Here is a 22,771-nt window from a genome sequence, read left to right on the forward strand (position 1 = left end):
AAGAGCGGAAGGGAAAAGTGGAAGAGAGGGATAAAAAAACGCCCTCTGAGCAGAGGGCGTCAAGCAGGCGTTATTTGGTAAAGCGTTCCGGGAATTCCATCTCGCTGTAGCGCACAAAGCGCGTTCCTTTGCTGAACTTGTAGCCCAGCCAGATCACCAGGAAGAGCGGAATGCCGATATAGGTCGCCGTTACCGCACCCCAGTCGATAGAGTCTTCGAGGAAGGCCTGGTAGTTCTGCCCAAGGGTAATAATCAGGCAGAGCACAAAGGCGAAGATCGGCCCAATCGGGAAGAAACCGGAGCGGTACGGCAGGTTATCCAGCGAGTGGCCCTGCGCAACGTAGCCGCGGCGGAAACGGTAGTGGCTGATGGCAATGCCCAGCCAGGCGATAAAGCCCGTCATACCGGAGGTGTTAAGCAGCCACAGGTAGACCGTCTGGTTGCCAAACATCGAGGTCAGGAAGCAGAGACCGGCAATCACCGTGGTGGCATACAGCGCGTTGCGCGGCACGCCGCCTTTCGACAGTTTAGAGAAGATGCGCGGTGCTTTACCGTCGCAGGCCAGCGTGTAGAGCATACGGGTCGATGCATACATCCCCGAGTTGCCCGCCGAGAGTACCGCCGTCAGGATCACCGCATTCATCACCGCCGCCGCCGAAAGCAGGCCAGCATGTTGAAACACCAGCGTGAACGGACTGACGCTGATATCTTTCACGTCGTTACGCAGCAGGCTTGGATCGGTATAGGGAATGATCAGGCTGATAATCAAAATCGCGAAGACGTAAAAAAGCAGGATTCGCCAGAAGACCTGACGCACCGCGCGCGGAATGTTCTTCTCCGGATCTTCCGATTCACCAGCCGCGATACCGATAAGCTCGGTGCCCTGGAAGGAGAAGCCAACAATCATCGCCACGCCAATCATCGCCGAGAAACCGCCGGCAAACGGCGCATCGCCGATACTCCAGTTGCTCCAGCCCGCCGGTTTTTCCCCCTGGAAAATGCCGACAATCATCATCACACCGACGATGATAAAGATGATCACAGTGGTCACTTTGATCAGCGAAAACCAGTATTCCGCTTCGCCAAAGCCTTTCACCGAGATGTAGTTAAGCAGGAAGATCACGACCAGGAAGAGCGCACTCCAGATCCAGCCCGGCGTATCCGGGAACCACCAGGTCATCACCAGTTGGGAAGCGACAAGGTCAACGGCGATGGTTACCGCCCAGTTGTACCAGTAGTTCCAGCCGAGGGCGAAGCCGAAGCCCTCTTCCACATATTTCTGCCCGTAGGTCGAAAAGGAGCCGGAAACCGGCATAAAGGCGGCAAGTTCGCCAAGGCTGGTCATCAGGAAATAGACCATCAGGCCAATCAGCATATAGGAGAGCAGCGCGCCGCCCGGCCCCGCTGAGGAGATGGTCGCCCCGGAGGCGACGAACAGACCGGTCCCGATGGAGCCGCCAATTGCGATCATCGTCAGATGACGCGCTTTCAGTGCACGACGAAGCGTGGTCGCTTCTGTGGTTTTTGTTTCGGAAACCATAAGAAAAAGCTATCCATCCAAAAAATGAGGCGCGATTGTAGCAGACGAAACGCGGCCCTTCCGGTGGAAAAGGTCTCTTATTAGAGACCTTCATAATTGGCCGCGAATTATAAGTAAAGCAGTGAATGGAGGATGTTGCGAGGCGAAAACGCGCGGTCAGGCGAGACCGCGTACCGAAGCGATAAACTGCTGTAACTCAGGCGTGCGTGGCTGGTTGAAGAAGGTTTTACTCGCCCCCTGCTCCCACACTTTGCCCTGATGCATAAACACCACCCGATCGCCCACTTCACGGGCGAAATTCATCTCATGGGTGACCAGAATCAGCGTCATCCCTTCTGCGGCAAGCTTTTCGAGCACGCGCAGCACTTCACCGACCAGCTCGGGATCGAGCGCGGAGGTGATCTCATCGCAGAGCAACACTTTCGGCTTCATCGCCAGCGCGCGGGCAATGGCAACGCGCTGCTGCTGACCGCCGGAGAGGCTGGACGGCGCATAATCGATGCGATCGCCCAGCCCGACTTTCTCCAGCATCTCCACCGCCAGCTCGCGGCAGGCTTCAGCTGGCATTTTCAGCACCCGGCGCGGCGCCAGCATCACATTTTCCAGCGCCGTCATGTGCGGAAAGAGGTTGAAGCTCTGAAACACCATCCCGACGGATCGGCTGATCTCCCGCGCCTGCGATTCACGGTCGGTCACCGTCATGCCGCCGAGTTTGATGCTGCCATCCTGGTAGCCCTCCAGCCCGTTCATGCAGCGCAACAGGGTGCTTTTGCCCGAGCCGCTGCGCCCGATAATCGACACCACTTCGCCCATCTCAATATCCAGGCTTACGCCCTTCAGCACATGGTTGTCGCCATAATATTTCTGAACATCATTAATGGTCATGAGCGGCATGGAACTTTTTCTCCAGATAGCGGCTGTAGCGCGACAGCGGATAACACAGCAGGAAGTAGCCCGCGGCGACGAGGCCGAAGACCTTAAACGGCGCAAAGGTGACGTTGTTCAGCATGGTGCCCGCCTTGGTTAGCTCGACAAAACCGATAATTGACGCCAGCGCCGTGCCCTTCACCACCTGCACGGAAAAACCCACCGTCGGCGCAATGGCAATGCGGATTGCCTGCGGAGCGATAACGCGAAACAGCGTCTGACCAAAGCTCAGCCCGAGACAGCGGCTGGCTTCCCACTGCCCTTTTGGCAGGGCGCGAATCGACCCGTACCAGATATCGAGCAGAAAGGCGCTGGTGAAGAGCGTTAAAGCAAGCGTGGCGGCAGTCCAGGCGCTGACATCAATGCCGAACAGCCCAAGGCCAAAAAAGGCGAGGAACAGCTGCATCAGCAGCGGCGTGCCCTGAAACAGCGCGGCATAGGCGCTGACAAAACGCTGCGGCCAGCGCCAGCGGCCAAGGCGTACCATTAGCAGCGGTAGGGTGACCAGTGTGCCGCAGAAAAAGGCAATCAGCGAGAGCAGCACCGTCCAGCGGGCGGCCAGCAGCAGGTTGCGCACAATATCCCAGTCGGTAAAGGTACTCATTATGCTCCGCTCCCTAACCATTTGCGCCCAATCGCCAGCAGCGCCTGGCGCATCAGCAGCGAGAGCGCGAGGTAGAGCAGCGTGGTGACGAAATAGACTTCAAAACTTAAAAAGGTGCGCGACTGAATAAGGTTCGCCATAAAGGTCAGCTCCTCATAAGAGACCTGCGACACCACCGACGAGCCGAGCATTACCATCACGCACTGGCTGACCAGCGCCGGGTAGATCCGCGCCAGCGCGGGCGGCAGCACTACGCGCAGGAAGGTCTGAACCTTTGTCAGGCCAAGTACGCGCGCCGCTTCCCACTGCCCTTTTGGCGTCACCTGAATGCCCGCGCGGATAATCTCCGTGCTGTAGGCGCCGAGGTTAATCAGCATGGCGAGCAGCGCCGCCTGCCCGGCGGTAAGTTTCAGCCCCAGCCCCGGCAAACCAAAAACAATAAAGAAGAGCTGCACAACAAACGGCGTATTGCGGATCACCTCAACATAAATTCCCCACAGCGTGCGCAGCACGCCCGGTTTGCCGCTGCGCAGCGCCGCGCCGAGGATGCCAAGCGCGACGCCGCCTACCGTTGCCAGCAGCGTCAGGGTGATGGTTGTCCACAATCCGGCCAGCAGTTCCGGCCAGAAGGGCCAGAGCGCGGCGAAATCAAGCGTCACCGTCATCGCTTATGCGCCAAAGTTTGCGGGCAGCGGTGCCTGCATCCACTTCTGCGAGAAGCTGTTCAGCGTGCCCTCTTTCTGCGCCTGATCGACCAGCTTATCGACCTCGGCCTTCAGCGCCGGCTGGTTTTTCATCAGCCCGATAAAGCAGGGAGAGTCTTTAAGCATAAATTTGCTTACCGGCGCGTGTTGCGGGTTCTGGCGGGCAATTGCCGCCACTACCACGTTGCCCGTGGCAAGGAAGGCAACCTGGCCGGAAAGATAGGCCGAGAGCGTGGTGTTGTTATCTTCATAGCGCTTCACCTGGGCATCTTTTGGCGCGATATCACTCAGCACCATATCCTCCACCGCGCCGCGCGTGACGCCGATGGTTTTGCCGCTCAGGGCTTTCGCATCGGCAAGGGTTGCGTCTTTCGGACCAAAGACGCCGAGGAAGAACGGCGCATAGGCGCGGCTAAAATCGATTACCCGCTCGCGCTCGGCGTTTTTACCGAGGCTTGAGATCACCAAATCGACTTTGTTGGTTTGCAGGTAGGGCACACGGTTTGCGCTGGTGACCGGCACCAGTTGCAGCTTCACTTTCATCCCTTTCGCCAGGTAGTTAGCCATGTCGATATCGTAGCCCTGCGGCTGCAAATCGGTGCCTACCGAGCCAAACGGCGGGAAATCCTGCGGGACGGCCACGCGCAGCACGCCGCGCTGCTGAATATCCTGCAACTGATCCGCCAGCGCCTGGGCGGAACAGATCATCATTACTGCTGCACTGGCCGTCGCCATCATCCACTTTTTCATCTCAACACCTCATCGCCCATGAAACAAAAGATTCTTTGAATCACTTTTTGCAACTAATGTGCCAACGAAGCCAGTGCCTTATTCAGCGGGAGTGCGGGTAAACGGGAGGAGGCCTGCACCCCTAAAACGGTGCAGGTGCCTGCTGATGGTGCAATCAGATATCGCAGTAGCGAATAAAACGGGTCAACGCGCTGGAGAGATGTTTCTGGCGGTGATGAATGCGCCACAAGGTACGCACCAGGCGGGGTAAGGGCAGCGGGACTTCCACCAGCGTGCCGGTTTCCAGCTGTTCGGCAATCACACGGCGCGACAGGCAGCTGATGCCCAGCCCGTGGCGCACCGCATGTTTAATCGCTTCTGAATTGCCAAGCTCCATGCCTAGCTGAAACTGCGGCAGGTGTGAGAGCAGTAGATAGTCGACGATTTCGCGGGTACCGGAGCCGCGCTCGCGCAGGATCCACGGCGCAGCGGCAAGGGCTTCCAGCGTCACCTCCCGCTGCAACAGCGGCGAGGAAGGCGGCGCAAACACCACCAGTTCATCTTCCAGCCAGGGTTCAGCAATGATCTCCGCTGCATGGCACGGCCCTTCGATAAGCCCAATATCAACGCGAAAATCGGCCACGGCGGTGATCACATCCTGGCTATTGCCGACGCTTAACTCCAGCGGCAGCTCGGGAAAATCACGCCGGTAATGGGCGATGACCTCCGGCAGAATGTAGTTACCGATGGTGCTGCTGGCGAAGACGCGGATAGCACCATTGGCCTCGCGAAACAGCTGTTCAATTTCGCTGGCCTGCTCCAGCGCCGCCAGCGCGCGCGGATAGAGCAGCCGCCCGTGTTCATTCACCACCAGACGTTTACCGACGCGATCAAACAGCTGCACGCCAAGCTGGCCTTCCAGATCCGTCAATGCGGCGCTCACCGCAGATTGCGACAGCGCCAGACGCTGGGAGGCCTGGGTGGTGGAGCCGCTTTTCAGCACTTCAGCAAACACTTCAAGCTGGCGCAGGGTTATGTGCATAGGGAGTCGCTTACCACTTATAAAGATTAATTATAAATATATAATCAATTTTACCTTTAAGCCAGCGCGCCGTACCCTTTTCAGCAACAAGAGGAGAAGGCTATGACCGACATCACATTACACTCTCATCACTCGCGCGTCTGGCGCGTGATGCCCGGCCTGCTGTTGAGCGGCGCGATTACTGCGGCGGCGCTGTGGCTGGGCTCCCTGCCCGCTGTTGCTGGCCTTGGCCTGAGCGCGTTAACGCTGGCGATCCTGCTCGGCATGGTGCTGGGCAACACGCTCTACCCGGCACTGCATCGCCATTGCGACGGCGGCGTGCTGTTTGCCAAACAGCATCTGCTCCGGCTCGGCATTATTCTTTATGGCTTTCGTTTGACCTTTTCGCAGATTGCTGACGTGGGCGTCAGCGGCGTGCTGATTGATGTGCTGACCCTCTCCAGCACCTTTATGCTGGCCTGTTTTTTGGGGCAAAAAGTTTTCGGGCTGGATAAAAAAACCAGTTGGCTGATTGGCGCGGGCAGCAGTATCTGCGGCGCGGCGGCGGTGCTGGCAACGGAGCCGGTAGTAAAAGCGGAGGCAAGCAAAGTGACCGTAGCCATCGCCACGGTGGTGATTTTCGGCACGCTGGCGATCTTTATCTACCCGGCGCTATGGCCGCTGCTTGCGCCGTGGTTCAGCCCACAAACCTATGGCATCTGGATTGGCTCGACAGTGCATGAAGTGGCGCAAGTGGTCGCCGCCGGTCACGCCGTCAGCCCGGAGGCAGAGAACGCGGCAGTAATTGCGAAAATGCTGCGCGTGATGATGCTGGCTCCCTTTTTACTGCTGCTGGCTGCGCGGGTGAAACAGCTCAGCCCGCAAGAGGGTAACGAGAAAAGCAAGGTGACGATCCCGTGGTTTGCCCTGGGGTTTGTGGCGGTGGCGGTATTTAACTCCTTTCACCTGTTGCCGCCCGCAGCGGTGAATATGCTCAACACGCTGGATACGCTGCTGCTGGCGATGGCGATGGCAGCACTGGGCGTGACTACTCATATCAGTGCGCTGAAAAACGCCGGAGCGAAACCGCTGGTGATGGGGCTGCTGCTCTTTATCTGGCTGATTGTCGGCGGCGGCGCTATCAATCTGCTGGTTCACACGGTGATGGCATAAAGCACTACATCTCTGCCCTGCAGACCCGCTATGATGTCGGTTTTCCCCCGGCGGGTCTCAACAGGAGTGTTTATGAAATACATTGGTGCGCATGTTAGCGCCTCAGGCGGCGTCGCAAATGCGGCCATCCGCGCCGCCGAGCTGGACGCAACGGCGTTCGCGCTGTTTACCAAAAATCAGCGTCAATGGCGCGCCGCGCCGTTAACCACGGAAACGATTGATGCGTTTAAAGCCGCGTGCGAAACGCACAACTACTCCCCGGCGCAAATCCTGCCCCACGACAGCTACCTGATTAACCTCGGTCATCCGGTGGAAGAGGCGCTGGAAAAATCACGCGAGGCGTTTATTGATGAGCTTTCCCGCTGTCAGCAGCTTGGGCTGACGCTGCTCAATTTCCACCCCGGCAGCCACCTGCAACAGATCCCGGAAGAGAAGTGTCTCGCGCGCATTGCCGAATCCATCAACATTGCGCTGGCGCAGACCGAAGGCGTCACCGCCGTGATCGAAAACACCGCGGGTCAGGGCAGCAACCTCGGCTTCCGGTTTGAGCATTTAGCGGCAATCATCGATGGGGTTGAAGATAAAACCCGCGTTGGCGTCTGCATTGATACCTGTCATGCGTTTGCTGCCGGTTACGATCTGCGTAGCGAAGAGGCGACCGCCGCCACCTTTGCCGAGTTTGACCGCGTGGTGGGCTTTAAATACCTGCGCGGAATGCACCTGAATGATGCAAAAAGTGGTTTTGCCAGCCGGGTTGACCGCCATCACAGCCTCGGTGAAGGCAACATCGGCCACGATGCGTTTCGCTGGATCATGCGCGACGCGCGCTTCGACGGCATTCCGCTGATCCTCGAGACCGTTAACCCGGATATCTGGGTGGAAGAGATTGCCTGGCTTAAAGCGCAGCAGTACGCGGAAACCACCGCCGGATAATCCCCTGCGAACCGTAGGCCGGATAAGGCATATGCCGCCATCCGGCAATGCCGTTATGCCTGATGGCGCTGCGCTTATCAGGCCTACAACACCAAACCATCCCCCACCCGTAGGCCGGATAAGGCGCTAGCCGCCATCCGGCAAGAGTGTAATGCCTGATGGCGCTGCGCTTATCAGGCCTACAAAAGCAAAATCACCTGCGAGCCGTAGGCCGGATAAGGCGTTCGCCGCCATCCGGCAATGCCGTTATGCCTGGTGGCGCTGCGCTTATCAGGCCTACAAAAGCAAAATCACCTGCGAGCCGTAGGCCGGATAAGGCGTTCGCCGCCATCCGGCAAAGTCGCAATGCCTGATGGCGCTGCGCTTATCAGGCCTACAAAAGCAAAATCACCTGCGAGCCGTAGGCCGGATAAGGCATTCGCCGCCATCCGTCAATGGCGTTATGCCTGATGGCGCTGCGCTTATCAGGCCTACAAAAGCAAAATCACCTGCAAACCGTAGGCCGGATAAGGCGTTCGCCGCCATCCGGCAATGGCGTTATGCCTGATGGCGCTTCGCTTATCAGGCCTACAAAAGCAAAATCCTCTGCAAACCGTAGGCCGGATAAGGCGTCAGCCGCCATCCGGCAATGGCGTTATGCCTGATGGCGCTGCGCTTATCAGGCCTACAAAAACCTGCCCTTTTGCGGGCATAAAAAAAGGCCGCTGAGCGGCCTTTTTTCTGTTTCTACGGCTTAGGCAACTTTCGCGGCCATTTCCGTTTCCGGACGTTTCAGCAGGGCATAAAGCAGACCCGACAGCAGCGTACCGGCAACGATCGCCAGCAGGTAACCGAGCACCGGAGTGATAGCACCCGGGATCAGCAGCACAAACAGACCACCGTGCGGTGCCATCAGTTTGGCGCCAATCGCCATCGAAATGGCACCCGTCAGCGCGCCACCGGCAATACAGCACGGAATAACACGCATCGGATCGCGCGCCGCAAACGGAATCGCGCCTTCAGAGATAAAGCACAGACCCAGCACCAGCGCCGCTTTGCCCCCTTCACGCTGACCTTTGTCGAACTTGTTGCGTGCAACCAGCGTCGCCAGACCCATCGCCAGCGGTGGCACCATACCGGCCGCCATAATCGCCGCCATCGGCGCGTAGGTTTGCGTACTCAGCAGCCCGACACCAAAGGCGTAGGCCGCTTTGTTCACCGGACCGCCCATATCGGTACACATCATGCCACCGAGGATCGCGCCCAGCAGAACGGCGTTCGCCGTGCCCATGGTTTGCAGCCAGGAGGTGAGACCCGCCAGGATTTTCGCTACCGGCGTACCGATAAGGTAGATCATCGCCAGGCCAACAATCAGGCTGGAGAAGAGCGGAATAATCAGAATCGGTTTCAGCGCTTCCATACTTGGCGGCAGCTTAAAGCCTTTGCTGATCGCTTTCGCGATGTAACCGGCAAGGAAACCGGCAATGATACCGCCGATAAAGCCAGACCCGGTGCTCACCGCCAGCATACCGCCGATCAGACCCGGCGTCAGACCCGGACGGTCAGCAATCGAGAAGGCGATAAAGCCCGCCAGTACCGGCACCATCAGCGCAAACGCCGTACCGCCGCCGATCTTCATCAGCGCCGCCGCCAGCGTGCCCTCTTCTTTAAACGCGGTAATACCAAAGGCAAAGGAGAGTGCAATCAGCAGACCGCCCGCCACCACCATCGGCAGCATGTAAGAGACGCCGGTCAGCAGGTGACGATAGGCGCCCGCGCTCTCTTTTTTGCCTTCTGAAGATTCAGACTGCCCTTTGCCGGATGGCTGATACGGCTTTGCTTCCGCTACCGCTTTATCCAGCTCCTGCGCCGTTTTCTTCAGCGCCAGACCCGTCGAGGTGCGGTACATCGGTTTGCCCGCAAACTTCGCCAGGTCCACTTCGATATCCGCCGCAACGATAACCAGATCCGCCTGCGCAACCTCTTCCGGGGTGATGGCATTGCCTGCGCCCACGGAGCCGCGCGTTTCAACCTTCACCCACCAGCCGCGTTTTTTCGCTTCGGTTTCAATAGCTTCTGCCGCCATAAAGGTGTGCGCGACGCCGGTCGGACAGGCGGTCACGGCAACAATACGTTTCGGCCCAGCGGCCGGAGCCGCCGCCGCAGGTGCAGCAGCCGGAGCGCTGTAAGGCGCGGCGTGGTTCTTCGCTTCGCTCAGGAACAGCTCCGGGTGCGCGACCGCGCGATTGATATCGCCCAGCCAGACTTTTTTCCCATTCAGCGCCGCGTCGTTTGGCAGCTGGCTTCCCAATACGATCGCCAGTTCCGCGTCGCCTGGGTTATCAACAAATTGCAGATTCGCTTTTTGCGCCGCCGCGCCCAGCAGGGTTTTTGCCATATAGGCACGGGCCTGTCCGAGTTCAGCGTCGATGATCAGCAGCGTTTTCATTATGCCTCTCCTGCTGTTAGTTAAAGGGTTTTAAGTCAACGCGCGCCATCATCGCGGCTAACTGGGTACGATCGGTAATCCCTACGTTACTCTGACTGACCGCCAGTGCAGCGACAGCGGTGGCCAGGCGTAAAGTGTGCTCACTGGACTCACGCATCAGCAGGCCGTAAATCAGGCCGCCAACCATCGAATCCCCTGCGCCAACGGTGCTTACCACTTCCATTGACGGCGGTTTGGCGATCCATTCACCCGAAGCGTTGACCCACAGCGCCCCTTCTGCGCCCAGCGAAATCACCACGTGGGCGATCCCCTGCTCGCGAAGCGCGTGAGCGGCTTCAATAACGTCCTGCAATTCCGGCAGTTTACGACCGGCCCAGATCTCCAGCTCGCGGCGGTTAGGTTTTACTAACCACGGTGCGGCTTTCAGCCCGGCGACCAGCGCGTCACGGCTGCTGTCGAAGATGATGCACGGGCACTGGCTGCGCAGGCGCGTCATCCAGTCGGTAAAGGCTTCCGGGCTGACGCCGGACGGCAGGCTGCCGCTGACGCAGACCATATCGAACTGGCCAAGCCAGGTGAGCGAGTCGGCGACGAAACGCTCCCAGTCGGCCGGGGTGACTTCGAAACCGGAGAAGTTAAAGTCGGTCACTTCGCCATCTTTCTCGGTCAGCTTAACGTTGATACGCGTACGCCCCTGCACCACCTGGAAACGGTTGGCAATGCCCAGCTCGCTGAACAGCTGCTGAAAACCGTCCTGGTTATCTTTACCGAGGAAACCGCCCACGGTGACATCGATGCCCAGATCTTTCAGCACCTTGGCGACGTTGATCCCTTTACCGGCGGCGTGCAGCCCGGTGGTGCGCACCAGGTTGACTTCGCCACGCTCAACTTCCGGGGTGAAACCCACCAGATCGTAGGCCGGGTTTAAAGTAATTGTTGCGACTCTTCTGCTCATTTACGCTCCCTCTCCCAGGCCCGCTGCGATGGCGTCGCCAATCGCTTTCAGCGCCTGTTCAGCATCTTCGCCCTGTGCGGTAAAGCGCAGGCGGTGTCCTTTCTTAACGCCCAGCGCAACCACTTTCATCAGGCTGCGGCCATTTGCCGGTTTGCCTGACCCATCGAGGTTGGTGACGGTGATTTCACTGTTGAACTGTTTAATGGTGTTAACCAGCATAGTGCCCGGGCGGGCATGCAGGCCGTGCTCGTTACGAATGACAAACTCTTCGCTGAGCAGATCGTCCGTGACCGCGTCGTCGCTGGTCAGCAGCGCCAGCAGCGTGGCGGCATCGGCATTCAGCAGACGGTCAGCTTTATTTGCCAGCAGCAGATCGCTCAGGCGCTTCAGCACAGCAACGGGTTGCTCATCGGCCATGGCGACGCTCACCAGCACGGCGGCGTTTTCACCTTCTACTTCAAACGGCGTGGCGGCACGGCTGACGGCAACAGCGCTCAGCAGGTTGCCCTCGGCGCTGTCGTTCAGCCAGATGCCCTGGCCGAGGTTCAGCGGCTGTTCGTTAATAGCACGGGTGACGTAGACGCTGTCTACCGCGCCCGCCTCTTTCAGACGCGCGGCATTCAGCGCCTGCAGCATCATCAGCGAGCTGGCGTTGACGTCCAGCGACAGGGTTTCGTTATCCAGCTTCAGCGCGCTGCTCTGCTTTTCGCCCATCAGCAACGCACGCAGCTCTTCAGCGGTGGTCGCGGATTGCAGCTGCGCGGCGACGGCGTCATCACTCAGCACGTGCGTCAGCTGACGCAGCAGGCCGAGGTGTTCATCAGAGCTGGCAGCGATACCGATGGCAACATAAGCCACCTGCCCTTCGCTCCACAGAATGCCCTGCGGGAACTGGAACACTTTGACGCCGGTTTTCAGCACCTGGTCGCGCGTGTCGGTGGTGCCGTGCGGAATGGCGATGCCGTTGCCAAGAAAAGTGGAGGTTTGCTGCTCGCGTGCGAGCATGCCATTGACGTAGCCTTCAGCCACGTTGCCGGCTTCGGTCAGTGCCGCCGCGATCTGGCGGATGGCCTCTTCTTTATTACCGGCCTGCTGGCCTGGATGGATGTCCTGAACGGATAACTGGAACATGTGACTCGTCTCCCGCTGAAATTGAATCGTTTCAGCTTACATAAGAAAGGTTACGTCACCGCCGTGGTTCAGAGACAATGCGATGACGCTGAAACGTTTCAAGGAGTCTTGACCTTTTTTGCCCGACGATCAAGAAATCTCTCATTTGGCATTTAAGAATTTTGAGGCACTGCACATTTTACAGTCCGTTAAGGGAAATTTGCTGACGCGGATTTGGCCGTCAGCTTATCGCCTTCAGCCTGTTCAGCTTTGAAAGGAATTACGGCGCGGTTTGCTGTTCGAGATCGAGGAGGTAGATCATCGCCTGTTCGCGCGTTGAACCGCACATCTCCAGGCCTGGCTGCAGGCCGGCGCACACTTTTGGTCGCAACGGTGAGCCAAAAAGCTTGCAGCGCTGATGTTCATCAAGCTGAACGCAGGGCGTGTTGGCCGGTTTACCGTTGGGCATGCCGGGGATCGGGCTGGTAATGGACGGGGCGGTACAGCAGGCTCCGCAGTCCGGGCGGCAGTGCATAGCGGCTCTCTTATTGGCGTCGGCGCGCTGAAATAGCACGCTGCCGGGCACGCTATCATCTTTTACCCATGCAACGCAAAACTCAGCAATTCCCCTTGCCTGAAAGGCCCTCGCGAGTAGTTTGTCGCGATATTTGTGGTGAATTTCTTTTTTACAGGAACCTGGGCAATGCCAAGGAGCGAACGAAATCAAAAAAGGTATGGCTACAACGGCAAGCTGCTGATTGTAAAGCATTGATATTCAGTCACGGCGCCCGTGGCGCAGCAACGCTGTATAAATGCGCTTTGCTGATGTCCGCACCGGCCTGAAAGTTGAAGAGCGTTTAAAGGCGACGACATTGTTGATACCGTCTCCCTGAACCGCCGTTTCGTTGACTTCTCCTATGTAGACGGCAACGAATATGTCTTCATGGATAAAGAAGATTACACGCCCTATACCTTTACCAAAGATCAGATTGAAGATGAGCTGCTGTTTATTCCGGAAGGTGGCATGCCGGATATGCAGGTGCTGCTGTGGGATGGCCAGCTGCTGGCGCTCGAGCTGCCGCAGACCGTGGATCTCGAAATCGTTGAAACCGCACCGGGCATCAAAGGCGCATCTGCCAGCTCCCGTACCAAGCCTGCCACGCTGAACACTGGCCTGGTGGTGCAGGTGCCGGAGTACCTGACCACCGGCGAGAAGATCCGCATTCATATTGAAGAGCGCCGCTATATGGGCCGCGCTGATTAAATAAAAAAGCCTCCGCATGGAGGCTTTTTTTTCGCCCGCAAAAGCGAGCAGAGCATTTACCCGCGGCTATTACAGCAGGTCGCGGAACAGCGTCTTCTTCAGCGCCAGCTCAACGCCGCGCACTTCCGCCATCCCTTTCAGGCGGCCAATCGCCGAGTAACCGGGGTTGGTTTTCTTATGCAGATCGTCAAGCATCTGGTGACCGTGATCCGGGCGGAACGGGATCGGGCGCAGATCGCCTGCTTTCTTACGACGCTGCTCTTCGCTAAGGATTGCCGCCACCACTGACACCATATCCACATCGCCCTGCAGGTGCGCCGCTTCGTGGAAGGTTTTCGGGTTCTCTTCGCGGCAGGTGGCGCGCAGATGGGTGAAGTGAATGCGATCGCCGAAGGTCTCGATCATCCGCACCAGATCGTTATCCGCCCGCACGCCGTAGGAGCCGGTACACATGGTGAAGCCGTTGTTGATGCTGTCCACCGCCTCTTTCAGCCACTGCATATCTTCAATGGTGGAGACAATGCGCGGCAGACCGAGGATTGGACGCGGCGGATCGTCCGGGTGAACCGCCAGCCGCACGCCCACTTCCTGCGCCACCGGCACAATGGCGCGCAGGAAACAGGCCATATTTTCGCGCAGCTGTGCTTTGTCGATGCCGTCATACTCCGCCAGACGCGCGCGAAACTGATCCAGCGTATAGCCCTCTTCCGCCCCCGGCAGACCGGCAATGATATTGCGCGTCAGCTTTTCCACTTCCGCATCGCTCATCGCATTGAAATAGGCCTGCGCCTGGCGCTGCTCCTCTTCGCTGTAATCGGCCTGCGCCCCTTCGCGTTTAAGAATATGCAGCTCAAACGCGGCAAAGGCTATCTGGTCGAAGCGCAGCGCGCGTGAACCATCCGGCAACTGGTATTCCAGGTCGGTGCGCGTCCAGTCGAGGATCGGCATAAAGTTGTAGCAGACGGTATCAATCCCGCAGGCGGCGAGGTTACGAATGCTCTGCTGATAGTTGGCAATCCATTTGTCGCAGTCGCCGGAGTGGGTTTTGATCTCTTCATGTACCGGGATACTTTCGACAACGGACCAGTAAAGCCCCTTTTCAGCCAGCAGGGCCTGGCGGGCTTTGATCTCTTCCACCGGCCACACCTGGCCGTTCGGAATGTGGTGCAGAGCGGTGACCACGCCGGTCGCGCCTGCCTGACGAACATCATCAAGAGAAACCGGATCGTTCGGCCCATACCAACGCCAGGTTTGTTCCATCGTCTTCCCCTCAAAAAAGTTGTTATACCAATACCGCGTGAAACATGACGACTACCATACATGCTTATGGAAAGCGGTCAAATCCTGCCACAGCAATGATTGATCCAGCTCACATTCCCCGGATATTTAAGGCATACCAATTCTTTTTGCTGTCATATAACTTTACACTGCTATTGTTAATTATTGGTTAATCAGGTGTATAGAGATGAAAACAATTGCCTCCGCCATGCTGCCCGCTTCGGTGCAACAGCCTCAGTACGATCGCAGCCAGCTCCGTTCGCGCATCGTTCACTTCGGTTTTGGTGCCTTTCACCGCGCCCATCAGGCGTTATTAACCGACCGGGTGCTGAATGCGCAAGGAGGCGACTGGGGCATTTGCGAAATCAGCCTGTTTAGCGGCGATGTTTTAATGTCGCAGCTGCGCGAGCAGGAACATCTTTATACGGTGCTGGAGAAAGGCGCGGACGGAAATAAGCCGATTATTATTGGCGCGGTCAACGAGTGCCTGAATGCCAAACTCGACACGCTGGCGGCGATTATTGAGAAGTTCTGCGAGCCGCAGGTGGCGATTGTCTCCCTGACCATCACCGAAAAGGGTTACTGCATCGATCCGGCCAGCGGTGAACTTGATCTCACCCAGCCGCGTATTGAGCACGATCTGAAATACCCGCACGAGCCGCACTCCGCACCGGGCATTCTGGTAGAAGCCCTGCACCGCCGCCGCGAACGCGGGCTGCCGCCCTTTACCGTGCTCTCCTGTGACAACATTCCTGACAACGGCCACGTGGTGAAAAACGCCGTGCTCGGGATGGCGCAAACCCGCTCGCCGGAGCTGGCACAGTGGATAGCGGAGCATGTCAGCTTCCCGGCCACCATGGTCGATCGCATTGTCCCGGCGGCGACCGACGAGTCGCTGGCGGAGATTGCCGACGTAATCGGCGTCTTCGATCCCTGCGCCATCAGCTGCGAGCCATTTATTCAGTGGGTAATAGAAGATAACTTTGTCGCCGGGCGTCCGGCGTGGGAAACGGCAGGCGTGCAGCTGGTGGAAGATGTGCAGCCGTGGGAGCAGATGAAGCTGCGCATGCTTAACGGCAGCCACTCCTTCCTCGCCTATTTAGGTTATCTCGCCGGGTTTGCCCATATTAATGAGTGTATGCAGGACGCGGCCTTCCGGGAGGCAGCGCGCCAGCTGATGCTCAATGAGCAAGCGCCAACGCTGCGCATCAAAGGCGTCAATCTCAATGCCTATGCCGACAGCCTGCTTGAGCGCTTTGCTAACCCGGCGCTGAAACACCGCACCTGGCAGATTGCGATGGATGGCAGCCAGAAGCTGCCGCAGCGCCTGCTGGATGGGATCCGTATTCATCTTCAGCGCCAGAGCGACTGGCCGCTGCTGGCGCTCGGCGTCGCGGGCTGGATGCGCTATGTCAGCGGCGTCGATGATGCGGGCGAGACCATTGATATTCGCGATCCGCTGGCGGATAAAATCCGTGCCATCGTTGAGACCAGCAGCAGCGACGAGCGCGTGACGGCGCTGCTGACGCTGAAAGAGATCTTCGGTAACGATCTGCCGCATAACCCGGTGTTTGTCGATGCCGTCAGCCAGGCCTGGCGCGCTATTGAGACCCTCGGCGCACACGGCGCGGTGCAGCAGGCGGTCAACCCTTAACATTTTTTGCCCTCAACGCGGACGGATAGTGCGATGCGCCGTCCGCGCTCTTCTCTTTTTGGCTTTTTTTCGCCAGGATTGTCCGCTTGTGCTTTTTGATGACGCGGAGTTCCTGTGACGAAGACCAATCTGATTACCGGCTTTCTCGGAAGCGGCAAAACCACCTCCATTCTGCATTTGCTGGCCCATAAAGATCCGCAGGAGAAGTGGGCGGTGCTGGTGAATGAGTTTGGCGAAGTCGGCATTGATGGTGCCCTGCTCAGCGACAGCGGCGCGCTGCTTAAAGAGATCCCCGGCGGCTGCATGTGCTGCGTCAACGGCCTGCCTATGCAGGTCGGTCTCAACACCCTGCTGCGCCAGGGCAAACCCGATCGCCTGCTGATTGAGCCGACCGGGCTGGGCCACCCGAAGCAGATCCTCGATATGCTTACCGCCCCGGTCTACGAGCCGTGGATCGATCTGCGCGCTACGCTCTGCCTGCTCGACCCGCGCCAGCTGCTCGATGAGAAAGCGCTGAACAATGAGAACTTCCGCGACCAGTTAGCGGCAGCGGATATTATCGTTGCTAATAAAGAGGATCGCGCCAGCGCCGAGAGCCAGCAGACATTTGAGGCATGGTGGGCTGAGTTTGGCGGCGATCGCCTGCGGGTGAACGCTACGCAGGGAGCGATTGACGGCAGCCTGCTCGACCAACCGCGCCGTAATCTGCGCGCCCTGCCAGAGAGCGCCGCGCACGATCACGCGCACGGTGAGAAAAAGGGGCTGGCGGCACTGAGTTTACCGGCGCATCAGCGCTGGCGTCGCAATTTGAATAGTGGCCAGGGGCACCATGCCTGCGGCTGGATTTTCGATGCCGATACGGTTTTCGACACCATTGGCCTGCTGGAGTGGGCGCGGCTTGCGCCAGTGTCGCGGGTAAAAGGGGTAATGCGTATTCCCGAAGGGTTGCTGCGCGTAAACCGTCAGGGTCAGGATTTGCATATTGAGACGCAAAACGTTGCGCCGCCCGATAGCCGGATAGAGTTAATCACCGACAGCGAGGCTGACTGGAACACGCTTCAATCAGCGTTGTTGAAGCTTCGTTTAAGTTAGCCGGACTACCGTGGCGTCCCTTAAACCTAAAAGAGCCTGCAAAATGAAAACCCGACTGCCTCTCATCGTGCTGCTGAATGCTGCTGGCCTCGCGCTGTTTTTCTCCTGGTATCTGCCGGTGAATCATGGTTTCTGGTTCCCGCTGGATTCAGCGATTTTTCACTTTTTCAACCATGGGCTGGCGGAGAATCGCGCCTACTTATGGTTTGTGGCGCTCACTAACAACCGCGCGTTTGATGCCTGTTCGCTGGTGGCAATGGGCTGTCTGATGCTCTCTTTCTGGCTGCCGGCAGATCCGGCCGGACGTCGGCGTGTGGTGATGATTGGCCTGACCATGCTGCTGCTGGCACTGGTGATCAACCAGCTTGCGCAGCATATGATGCCGGTGAAGCGCGCCAGCCCGTCGATCTCCTTTACCGACACCTATCGGGTGAGCGATCTGCTCAACTTCCCGACGAAAGATGCCTCGAAAGATAGCTTCCCGGGCGACCACGGAATGATGCTGCTGATTTTTGCCTCGGTGATGCTGCGTTATTTCGGTAAAAAAGCATTCGCCATCGGGATCCTTATATTTGTCATATTTGCTTTCCCCCGGGTAATGATTGGCGCGCACTGGTTTACGGATATTGCCGTCGGTTCACTCTCTGCGGTGTTGATTGGCCTGCCCTGGTGTCTGATGACGCCACTGAGCGATAAGATCGTGGCGTTATTTGATCGCTATTTGCCTGGGAAAAACAAAATTTAAACACTTAAGTAACATTTAGCGCCGCCGGGAAGAGGCGATCATTAGCGTCCTTAATGTAAATTCCCGGCGGATGCCTGATTGTGTCACTTTTTAGCCAACTCAATCGCCTTTAAAAAGAGCATTTTGCCTGCTATTTCTCTTTATTTGTCCATTTATTGACCAAACGCATGAATTCACTTTCTGTATCACAATTTCTTATAAAAAAGTGATGAAAAGCACTCGCCTTGCATTAGATGTTCAGGTAACCTCGGTCCGTCTTGTCGCAAAGAGTGCTCTTTTACTCTCTGCGCGGTAATTTGTGCGTCTCGCCACAAATTCTGGCTCGAGTATTTGTCTTGAAACATTCAGATAATTAATCTCGCTGCGTTTAGCATTTTTCATAACGATATTATCGTTAAGGACTTCAAGGGAAAATAAGCAACATGGTCAAGTCTCAGCCGATCTTGAGATATATCGTGCGGGCGATACCCGCGATCGCAGTAGCGGTTCTGCTTTCAGCTTGTTCAACAAATACCGCCAAGAATATGCATCCTGAGACGCATGCTGTGCCCGAAGATAGCTCTTCACTGCAAGCCTCTCAGGATGAATTTGAAAACCTGGTACGTAATCTGGATGTTAAAAACCGGCTTATGGATCAGTATGCAAGTTGGAAAGGCGTTCGCTACCGTCTCGGCGGCGACACCAAGAAAGGCATCGACTGTTCTGGCTTTGTGCAGCGCACCTTCCGCGAACAGTTTGGTTTAGAGCTGCCGCGTTCCACCTGGGAACAGCAGGAAACCGGTAAGTCTATTTCGCGCACCAGTCTGCGCACCGGCGATCTGGTTCTCTTCCGCGCAGGCTCTACCGGACGTCATGTCGGCATTTATATTGGTAATAACCAATTCGTTCATGCCTCCACCAGCAGTGGTGTGATGATTTCCAACCTTGATGAGCCATACTGGAAGAAGCGCTATAACGAAGCGCGACGGATCCTGACACGCAGCTAATCGCTTTATGCCAGTTACCCTTGGCTGGCGTAAAGTTATAAAAAACACTGCTTCGGCGGTGTTTTTTTGTGCCTGCAATATGCTATACGAAACTTTCCGGGTTTTATTTCGCTTATATCCCCCGCTTTATAGGCGAAATATGATGAACCGCTCACATAGGCTCAGCATCATGCTTACCCGTAACGTCACCGTTAATCGACGCGTTGTGCTTATCAGCCTGCTGACCGGCGCGCTTGTCGCCCTGCTGGTCGGCGGTATTCAGTTCTGGCTGGAGCAGCAAAAACGTGAAGCGCGCTACGATACCCTGCTGAGCAGCATTCAGGCTTCTTATGCCAGTTACTTCAGCACTATCCGCACCGCGGCAGAATCGCTGCACCCGCTTACGCTCAACAGCTGCGAAGAGGCTGCCAGCGAACTTACCTCGAAAGCCGCCTTCAGCCAGAATGTGCGCGCCTTTCTGTTGGTAAAAGATCAGCACGCCTACTGTTCATCGGCTACCGGCGATATGGATGAGCCGATGAAACGGCTGATTCCAGGTATCGATATTAATAAAACTACCGATATGGTGATTTTACCCGGTACGCCGATGATGCCGACGCAACCGGTGATTGCGCTCTGGTTTCGCAGCCCGCTGCTCGATAACCGTGGCGTGCTCGCCACGCTCAATATCAACCTCGCGCCCTATATGCTTTACACCACGCAGATGCCCGATCTTAACGGCCTTGCGCTCGGTATCGGCGATCGCGCGCTGACCACCTTTTCAGGCAGACCACTGCTGTTAAGTACTCTGCATCAAACGCCCTACCTGAGCGTGCAGGTTGAAGGCTCGCCGGTCAGGCTCTACCTCTACGCCGATAAATGGCGAGTGGAAGATCTGCAGTTCGCACTGCTGTTGGGTGCCACTGTCGGTATGCTTGCCGGTTTGCTGAGCGCTGCGATGCTCGCGATACATCTGCGCCCCGGCCGGGAGATCCTCACGGCAATTAAGCGCGACCAGTTTTACGTTGTTTACCAGCCGGTGGTGAGCGGCGCGGAGTTAAAAGTGACCGGTTTTGAAGTATTAATGCGCTGGAAGCACCCGACCGCCGGCGAAATCCCGCCCGATGCTTTTATTCATTTTGCCGAGGCGCAGCAGTTAATTGTGCCGCTGACCCTGCACCTGTTTAAGCTTATCGCCCGCGATGCGCCGGTTTTAAAAACGCTGCTACCGGAAGGGGTCAAAATGGGCATCAATATTGCGCCCGGTCATCTGCATGCGCCGAGCTTTAAAGAAGATATGCAGCAGTTTGCCCTCTCGCTTCCCCCTCACCACTTCAGCGTGGTGCTGGAGATCACCGAGCGCGATATGCTCAACCATGATGAGGTCAATAAGATCTTCCAGTGGCTGCATGATGAAGGGTTTGAGATCGCCATTGATGATTTCGGCACCGGTCATAGCGCGCTGATCTACCTTGAGCGCTTCACCCTCGATTTCCTGAAGATCGATCGCGGTTTTGTTAACGCCATCGGCACGGAGACCGTCACCTCACCGGTGCTTGACGCCGTGCTGACGCTGGCGAAACGGCTCAATATGCGCACCGTGGCGGAAGGGGTGGAGACGCCGGAGCAGGTGCGCTGGCTGCGCGATCGCGGCGTGCACTACCTGCAGGGCTACTTTTTTAGTCGCCCGATGACGCTACAGCAGTTTATCGACTGGCGACCGCCGACATTTACTGCCCGGCTGTAGGCGGAAAGAGTTCACAACCGCCGATCCCTCCCCTATTATTCAAACAGAAAAATTCACGCCTCCGTCGCATTGCGGTAAAAGGGATCCAGCAAATGAAGTGTGTGCGCATTGTTGCTCTGTTACTGGCGTTTATCGCCCTCGCCTGCCAGGCGCAGACCATTAAAGAGAGTGACAGCTTTGCGATTATCGGCGAACCGAAATACGCCGTTAATTTTTCCCATTTTGATTATGTGAACCCTGCTGCGCCGAAAGGCGGTAACGTGACGCTCGCCAATATCGGCACCTTTGATAACTTCAACCGTTTCGCCCTGCGCGGCAACCCGGCGGTGCGCACCGATGCGCTGTACGACGCCCTGTTTACCACCTCCGACGATGAGCCTGGCAGCTACTATCCGCTGATTGCCGAAACCACACGCTATGCTGATGACTTCTCGTGGATGGAGATCTCACTCAATCCCCGCGCCCGCTTCCATGACGGCTCGCCTATCCGCGCCAGCGATGTCGCCTTCACCTTCCAGAAGTTTATGACTCAGGGGGTGCCGCAGTTTCGCATTGTCTATAAAGGCACGACGGTAAAAGCCATTTCGCCATTGACCGTGCGCATTGAGCTGGCGAAGCCGGGCAAAGAGGATATGCTCAGCCTGCTGACGCTGCCGGTGATGCCGGAGAAGTTCTGGAAAGATCATAACCTTAGCGAGCCGCTTGCCCGCCCGCCGTTGAGCAGCGGGCCTTATCGCATCAGCAGCTGGCGTATGGGGCAGTATATTGCCTATACCCGCGTGCGCGATTACTGGGCTGCCGACCTGCCGGTCAACCGCGGCCGCTGGAACTTCAACAATATTCGCTATGACTACTATCTCGACGACAATGTCGCCTTTGAGGCGTTTAAAGCCGGATCTTACGATCTGCGCAGCGAAGATAGCCCGAAAAACTGGGCCACGCGCTATATCGGCACCAATTTCGCGCGCGGCTATATTGTTAAAGATGAACAGACCAACCACTCGGCGCAGGATGCGCGCTGGCTGGCGTTTAATATCCAGCGCCCGGTGTTCGCCGACCGGCGGGTACGTGAAGCGGTCTCGCTGGCCTTCGACTTCGAGTGGATGAACAAAGCCCTGTTTTATGGTGCTTACAGCCGGGCGGACAGCTACTTTATCAACACAGAATATGCCGCGCGTAACTACCCGGATGCCGACGAGCTAACGTTGCTGGCACCGTTAAAAGATCAGATCCCGCCTGAAGTCTTTACGCAGATCTACTCCCCGCCCACCTCAAGCGGCGACGGCTACGATCGCCAGAACCTGCTGAAAGCCGATAAGCTGCTGAACGATGCGGGCTGGGTGCTGAAAAATCAGCAGCGGGTGAATGCCAAAACCGGCAAGCCCTTTGTTTTTGAACTGCTGCTCCCCTCCGGCGGAAATGTGCAATGGGTGCTGCCCTTCCAGCACAATCTCGCCCGGCTCGGCATCACCATGGAGTTACGCCAGGTGGATAACTCACAGGCGACCAACCGCATGCGCAGCCGCGATTACGACATGATGCCGCGTCTGTGGCGCGCGCAGCCGTGGCCGAGCGGCGACCTGCAAATCTCCTGGGGTTCCGCTTATATCGACTCCTCCTACAATGCGCCCGGGGTAAAAAACCCCGCTATCGACACTCTGCTTGAACAGATTGCCCGCTGGCAGGGGAACAAAGAGAAGCTGTTGCCGCTCGGACGCGCGCTGGATCGCGTGCTGACGTGGAACTATTACATGCTGCCGATGTGGTATATGGCGGCCGATCGCCTTGCGTACTGGGACAAGTTCTCCATGCCCGGCATTCGCCCCGTCTACTCAATTGGGTTTGATACCTGGTGGTATGACGTAAACAAGGCGGCGAAACTGCCCGCCGCCAGACGTTAAG

General features: G+C 57.3%; 19 protein-coding genes and 1 pseudogene. 9 read left to right on the forward strand and 11 right to left on the reverse strand.

Features of this window, described 5'->3' with window-relative positions; translation table 11 throughout:
- Positions 1 to 70 precede the first annotated feature (70 nt).
- From BWI95_RS20630 to yieE, 6 genes are all read right to left on the reverse strand, one after another.
- On the reverse strand, positions 71 to 1,540 hold the full coding sequence (locus tag BWI95_RS20630) for an amino acid permease (RefSeq protein WP_023479655.1): 1,470 nt from the start codon (positions 1,538 to 1,540) through the stop codon (positions 71 to 73).
- A gap of 156 nt (positions 1,541 to 1,696) precedes the next feature.
- Positions 1,697 to 2,434 carry an amino acid ABC transporter ATP-binding protein gene (locus BWI95_RS20635; RefSeq protein ID WP_054804183.1) on the reverse strand — a complete coding sequence of 246 codons (738 nt, stop codon included), beginning with the start codon at positions 2,432 to 2,434 and terminating at the stop codon, positions 1,697 to 1,699.
- Entirely contained in the window at positions 2,415 to 3,071 is a 657-nt protein-coding gene (locus BWI95_RS20640) for an amino acid ABC transporter permease (protein WP_076770164.1), read from the reverse strand. The genes BWI95_RS20635 and BWI95_RS20640 overlap by 20 nt, the downstream gene beginning before the upstream one ends.
- Positions 3,071 to 3,736: an amino acid ABC transporter permease gene (locus tag BWI95_RS20645; protein ID WP_054804184.1), complete on the reverse strand. Its 666-nt coding sequence runs from the start codon at positions 3,734 to 3,736 to the stop codon at positions 3,071 to 3,073. The genes BWI95_RS20640 and BWI95_RS20645 overlap by 1 nt, the downstream gene beginning before the upstream one ends.
- A 3-nt stretch (positions 3,737 to 3,739) precedes the next feature.
- Positions 3,740 to 4,525, reverse strand: a complete 786-nt coding sequence (locus BWI95_RS20650; RefSeq protein ID WP_076770165.1) for a transporter substrate-binding domain-containing protein — start codon at positions 4,523 to 4,525, stop codon at positions 3,740 to 3,742.
- Positions 4,526 to 4,679: 154 nt separating this feature from the next.
- Complete coding sequence (gene yieE, locus BWI95_RS20655; RefSeq protein WP_042712342.1) at positions 4,680 to 5,546, reverse strand: DNA-binding transcriptional regulator YeiE; 867 nt, start codon at positions 5,544 to 5,546, stop codon at positions 4,680 to 4,682.
- A 102-nt stretch (positions 5,547 to 5,648) separates the two neighbouring features.
- On the opposite strand from yieE, the gene BWI95_RS20660 reads away from it, so the two are divergent.
- Both BWI95_RS20660 and nfo read left to right on the forward strand, forming a co-directional pair.
- Positions 5,649 to 6,698 (forward strand): YeiH family putative sulfate export transporter, encoded by a 1,050-nt coding sequence (locus BWI95_RS20660; protein ID WP_076770166.1) that lies wholly within the window; start codon positions 5,649 to 5,651, stop codon positions 6,696 to 6,698.
- A gap of 72 nt (positions 6,699 to 6,770) precedes the next feature.
- Positions 6,771 to 7,631 carry a deoxyribonuclease IV gene (gene nfo, locus BWI95_RS20665; protein WP_054804185.1) on the forward strand — a complete coding sequence of 287 codons (861 nt, stop codon included), beginning with the start codon at positions 6,771 to 6,773 and terminating at the stop codon, positions 7,629 to 7,631.
- A 733-nt stretch (positions 7,632 to 8,364) separates the two neighbouring features.
- On the opposite strand, the gene fruA is transcribed toward nfo, so the two are convergent.
- The 4 genes from fruA to BWI95_RS20685 form a co-directional block, all read right to left on the reverse strand.
- Positions 8,365 to 10,059 (reverse strand): PTS fructose transporter subunit IIBC, encoded by a 1,695-nt coding sequence (fruA, locus tag BWI95_RS20670; protein WP_076770167.1) that lies wholly within the window; start codon positions 10,057 to 10,059, stop codon positions 8,365 to 8,367.
- Positions 10,060 to 10,075: 16 nt separating this feature from the next.
- Entirely contained in the window at positions 10,076 to 11,014 is a 939-nt protein-coding gene (fruK, locus tag BWI95_RS20675; protein ID WP_023479738.1) for a 1-phosphofructokinase, read from the reverse strand.
- A complete protein-coding gene (fruB, locus tag BWI95_RS20680) occupies positions 11,015 to 12,145 on the reverse strand; it encodes a fused PTS fructose transporter subunit IIA/HPr protein (RefSeq protein WP_054803373.1) in 1,131 nt (376 codons plus the stop codon). It abuts the gene before it with no gap.
- A 259-nt stretch (positions 12,146 to 12,404) separates the two neighbouring features.
- Positions 12,405 to 12,659, reverse strand: a complete 255-nt coding sequence (locus BWI95_RS20685; protein ID WP_054803372.1) for a YkgJ family cysteine cluster protein — start codon at positions 12,657 to 12,659, stop codon at positions 12,405 to 12,407.
- Positions 12,660 to 12,827: 168 nt separating this feature from the next.
- On the opposite strand from BWI95_RS20685, the pseudogene yeiP reads away from it, so the two are divergent.
- A pseudogene (yeiP, locus tag BWI95_RS20690) lies at positions 12,828 to 13,388 on the forward strand (elongation factor P-like protein YeiP).
- Positions 13,389 to 13,457: 69 nt separating this feature from the next.
- Here yeiP and uxuA read toward each other — a convergent pair.
- Positions 13,458 to 14,648 carry a mannonate dehydratase gene (uxuA, locus tag BWI95_RS20695; RefSeq protein ID WP_054803370.1) on the reverse strand — a complete coding sequence of 397 codons (1,191 nt, stop codon included), beginning with the start codon at positions 14,646 to 14,648 and terminating at the stop codon, positions 13,458 to 13,460.
- A gap of 205 nt (positions 14,649 to 14,853) precedes the next feature.
- Here uxuA and BWI95_RS20700 point away from each other — a divergent pair, with 205 nt between their 5' ends.
- The 6 genes from BWI95_RS20700 to BWI95_RS20725 all read left to right on the forward strand — a co-directional run bounded on the left by BWI95_RS20700 (position 14,854) and on the right by BWI95_RS20725 (position 22,770).
- A complete protein-coding gene (locus BWI95_RS20700) occupies positions 14,854 to 16,320 on the forward strand; it encodes a mannitol dehydrogenase family protein (RefSeq protein ID WP_054803369.1) in 1,467 nt (488 codons plus the stop codon).
- 114 nt (positions 16,321 to 16,434) lie between these two features.
- The gene (locus tag BWI95_RS20705) at positions 16,435 to 17,412 is read left to right on the forward strand and encodes a CobW family GTP-binding protein (RefSeq protein WP_076770168.1); all 978 of its coding nucleotides are present in this window, start codon (positions 16,435 to 16,437) and stop codon (positions 17,410 to 17,412) included.
- Between the two features lie 43 nt (positions 17,413 to 17,455).
- A complete protein-coding gene (locus tag BWI95_RS20710; RefSeq protein ID WP_076770169.1) occupies positions 17,456 to 18,157 on the forward strand; it encodes a phosphatase PAP2 family protein in 702 nt (233 codons plus the stop codon).
- Positions 18,158 to 18,579: 422 nt separating this feature from the next.
- Entirely contained in the window at positions 18,580 to 19,143 is a 564-nt protein-coding gene (gene mepS, locus BWI95_RS20715; RefSeq protein WP_023479708.1) for a bifunctional murein DD-endopeptidase/murein LD-carboxypeptidase, read from the forward strand.
- Positions 19,144 to 19,312: 169 nt separating this feature from the next.
- Complete coding sequence (locus tag BWI95_RS20720) at positions 19,313 to 20,869, forward strand: cyclic di-GMP phosphodiesterase (protein WP_076770170.1); 1,557 nt, start codon at positions 19,313 to 19,315, stop codon at positions 20,867 to 20,869.
- Positions 20,870 to 20,961: 92 nt separating this feature from the next.
- Entirely contained in the window at positions 20,962 to 22,770 is a 1,809-nt protein-coding gene (locus tag BWI95_RS20725; protein ID WP_076770171.1) for an extracellular solute-binding protein, read from the forward strand.
- Position 22,771: the final 1 nt, after the last annotated feature.

Source organism: Kosakonia cowanii JCM 10956 = DSM 18146 (genome assembly GCF_001975225.1).
In the GTDB taxonomy this organism is placed as follows: Bacteria; Pseudomonadota; Gammaproteobacteria; order Enterobacterales; family Enterobacteriaceae; genus Kosakonia; species Kosakonia cowanii.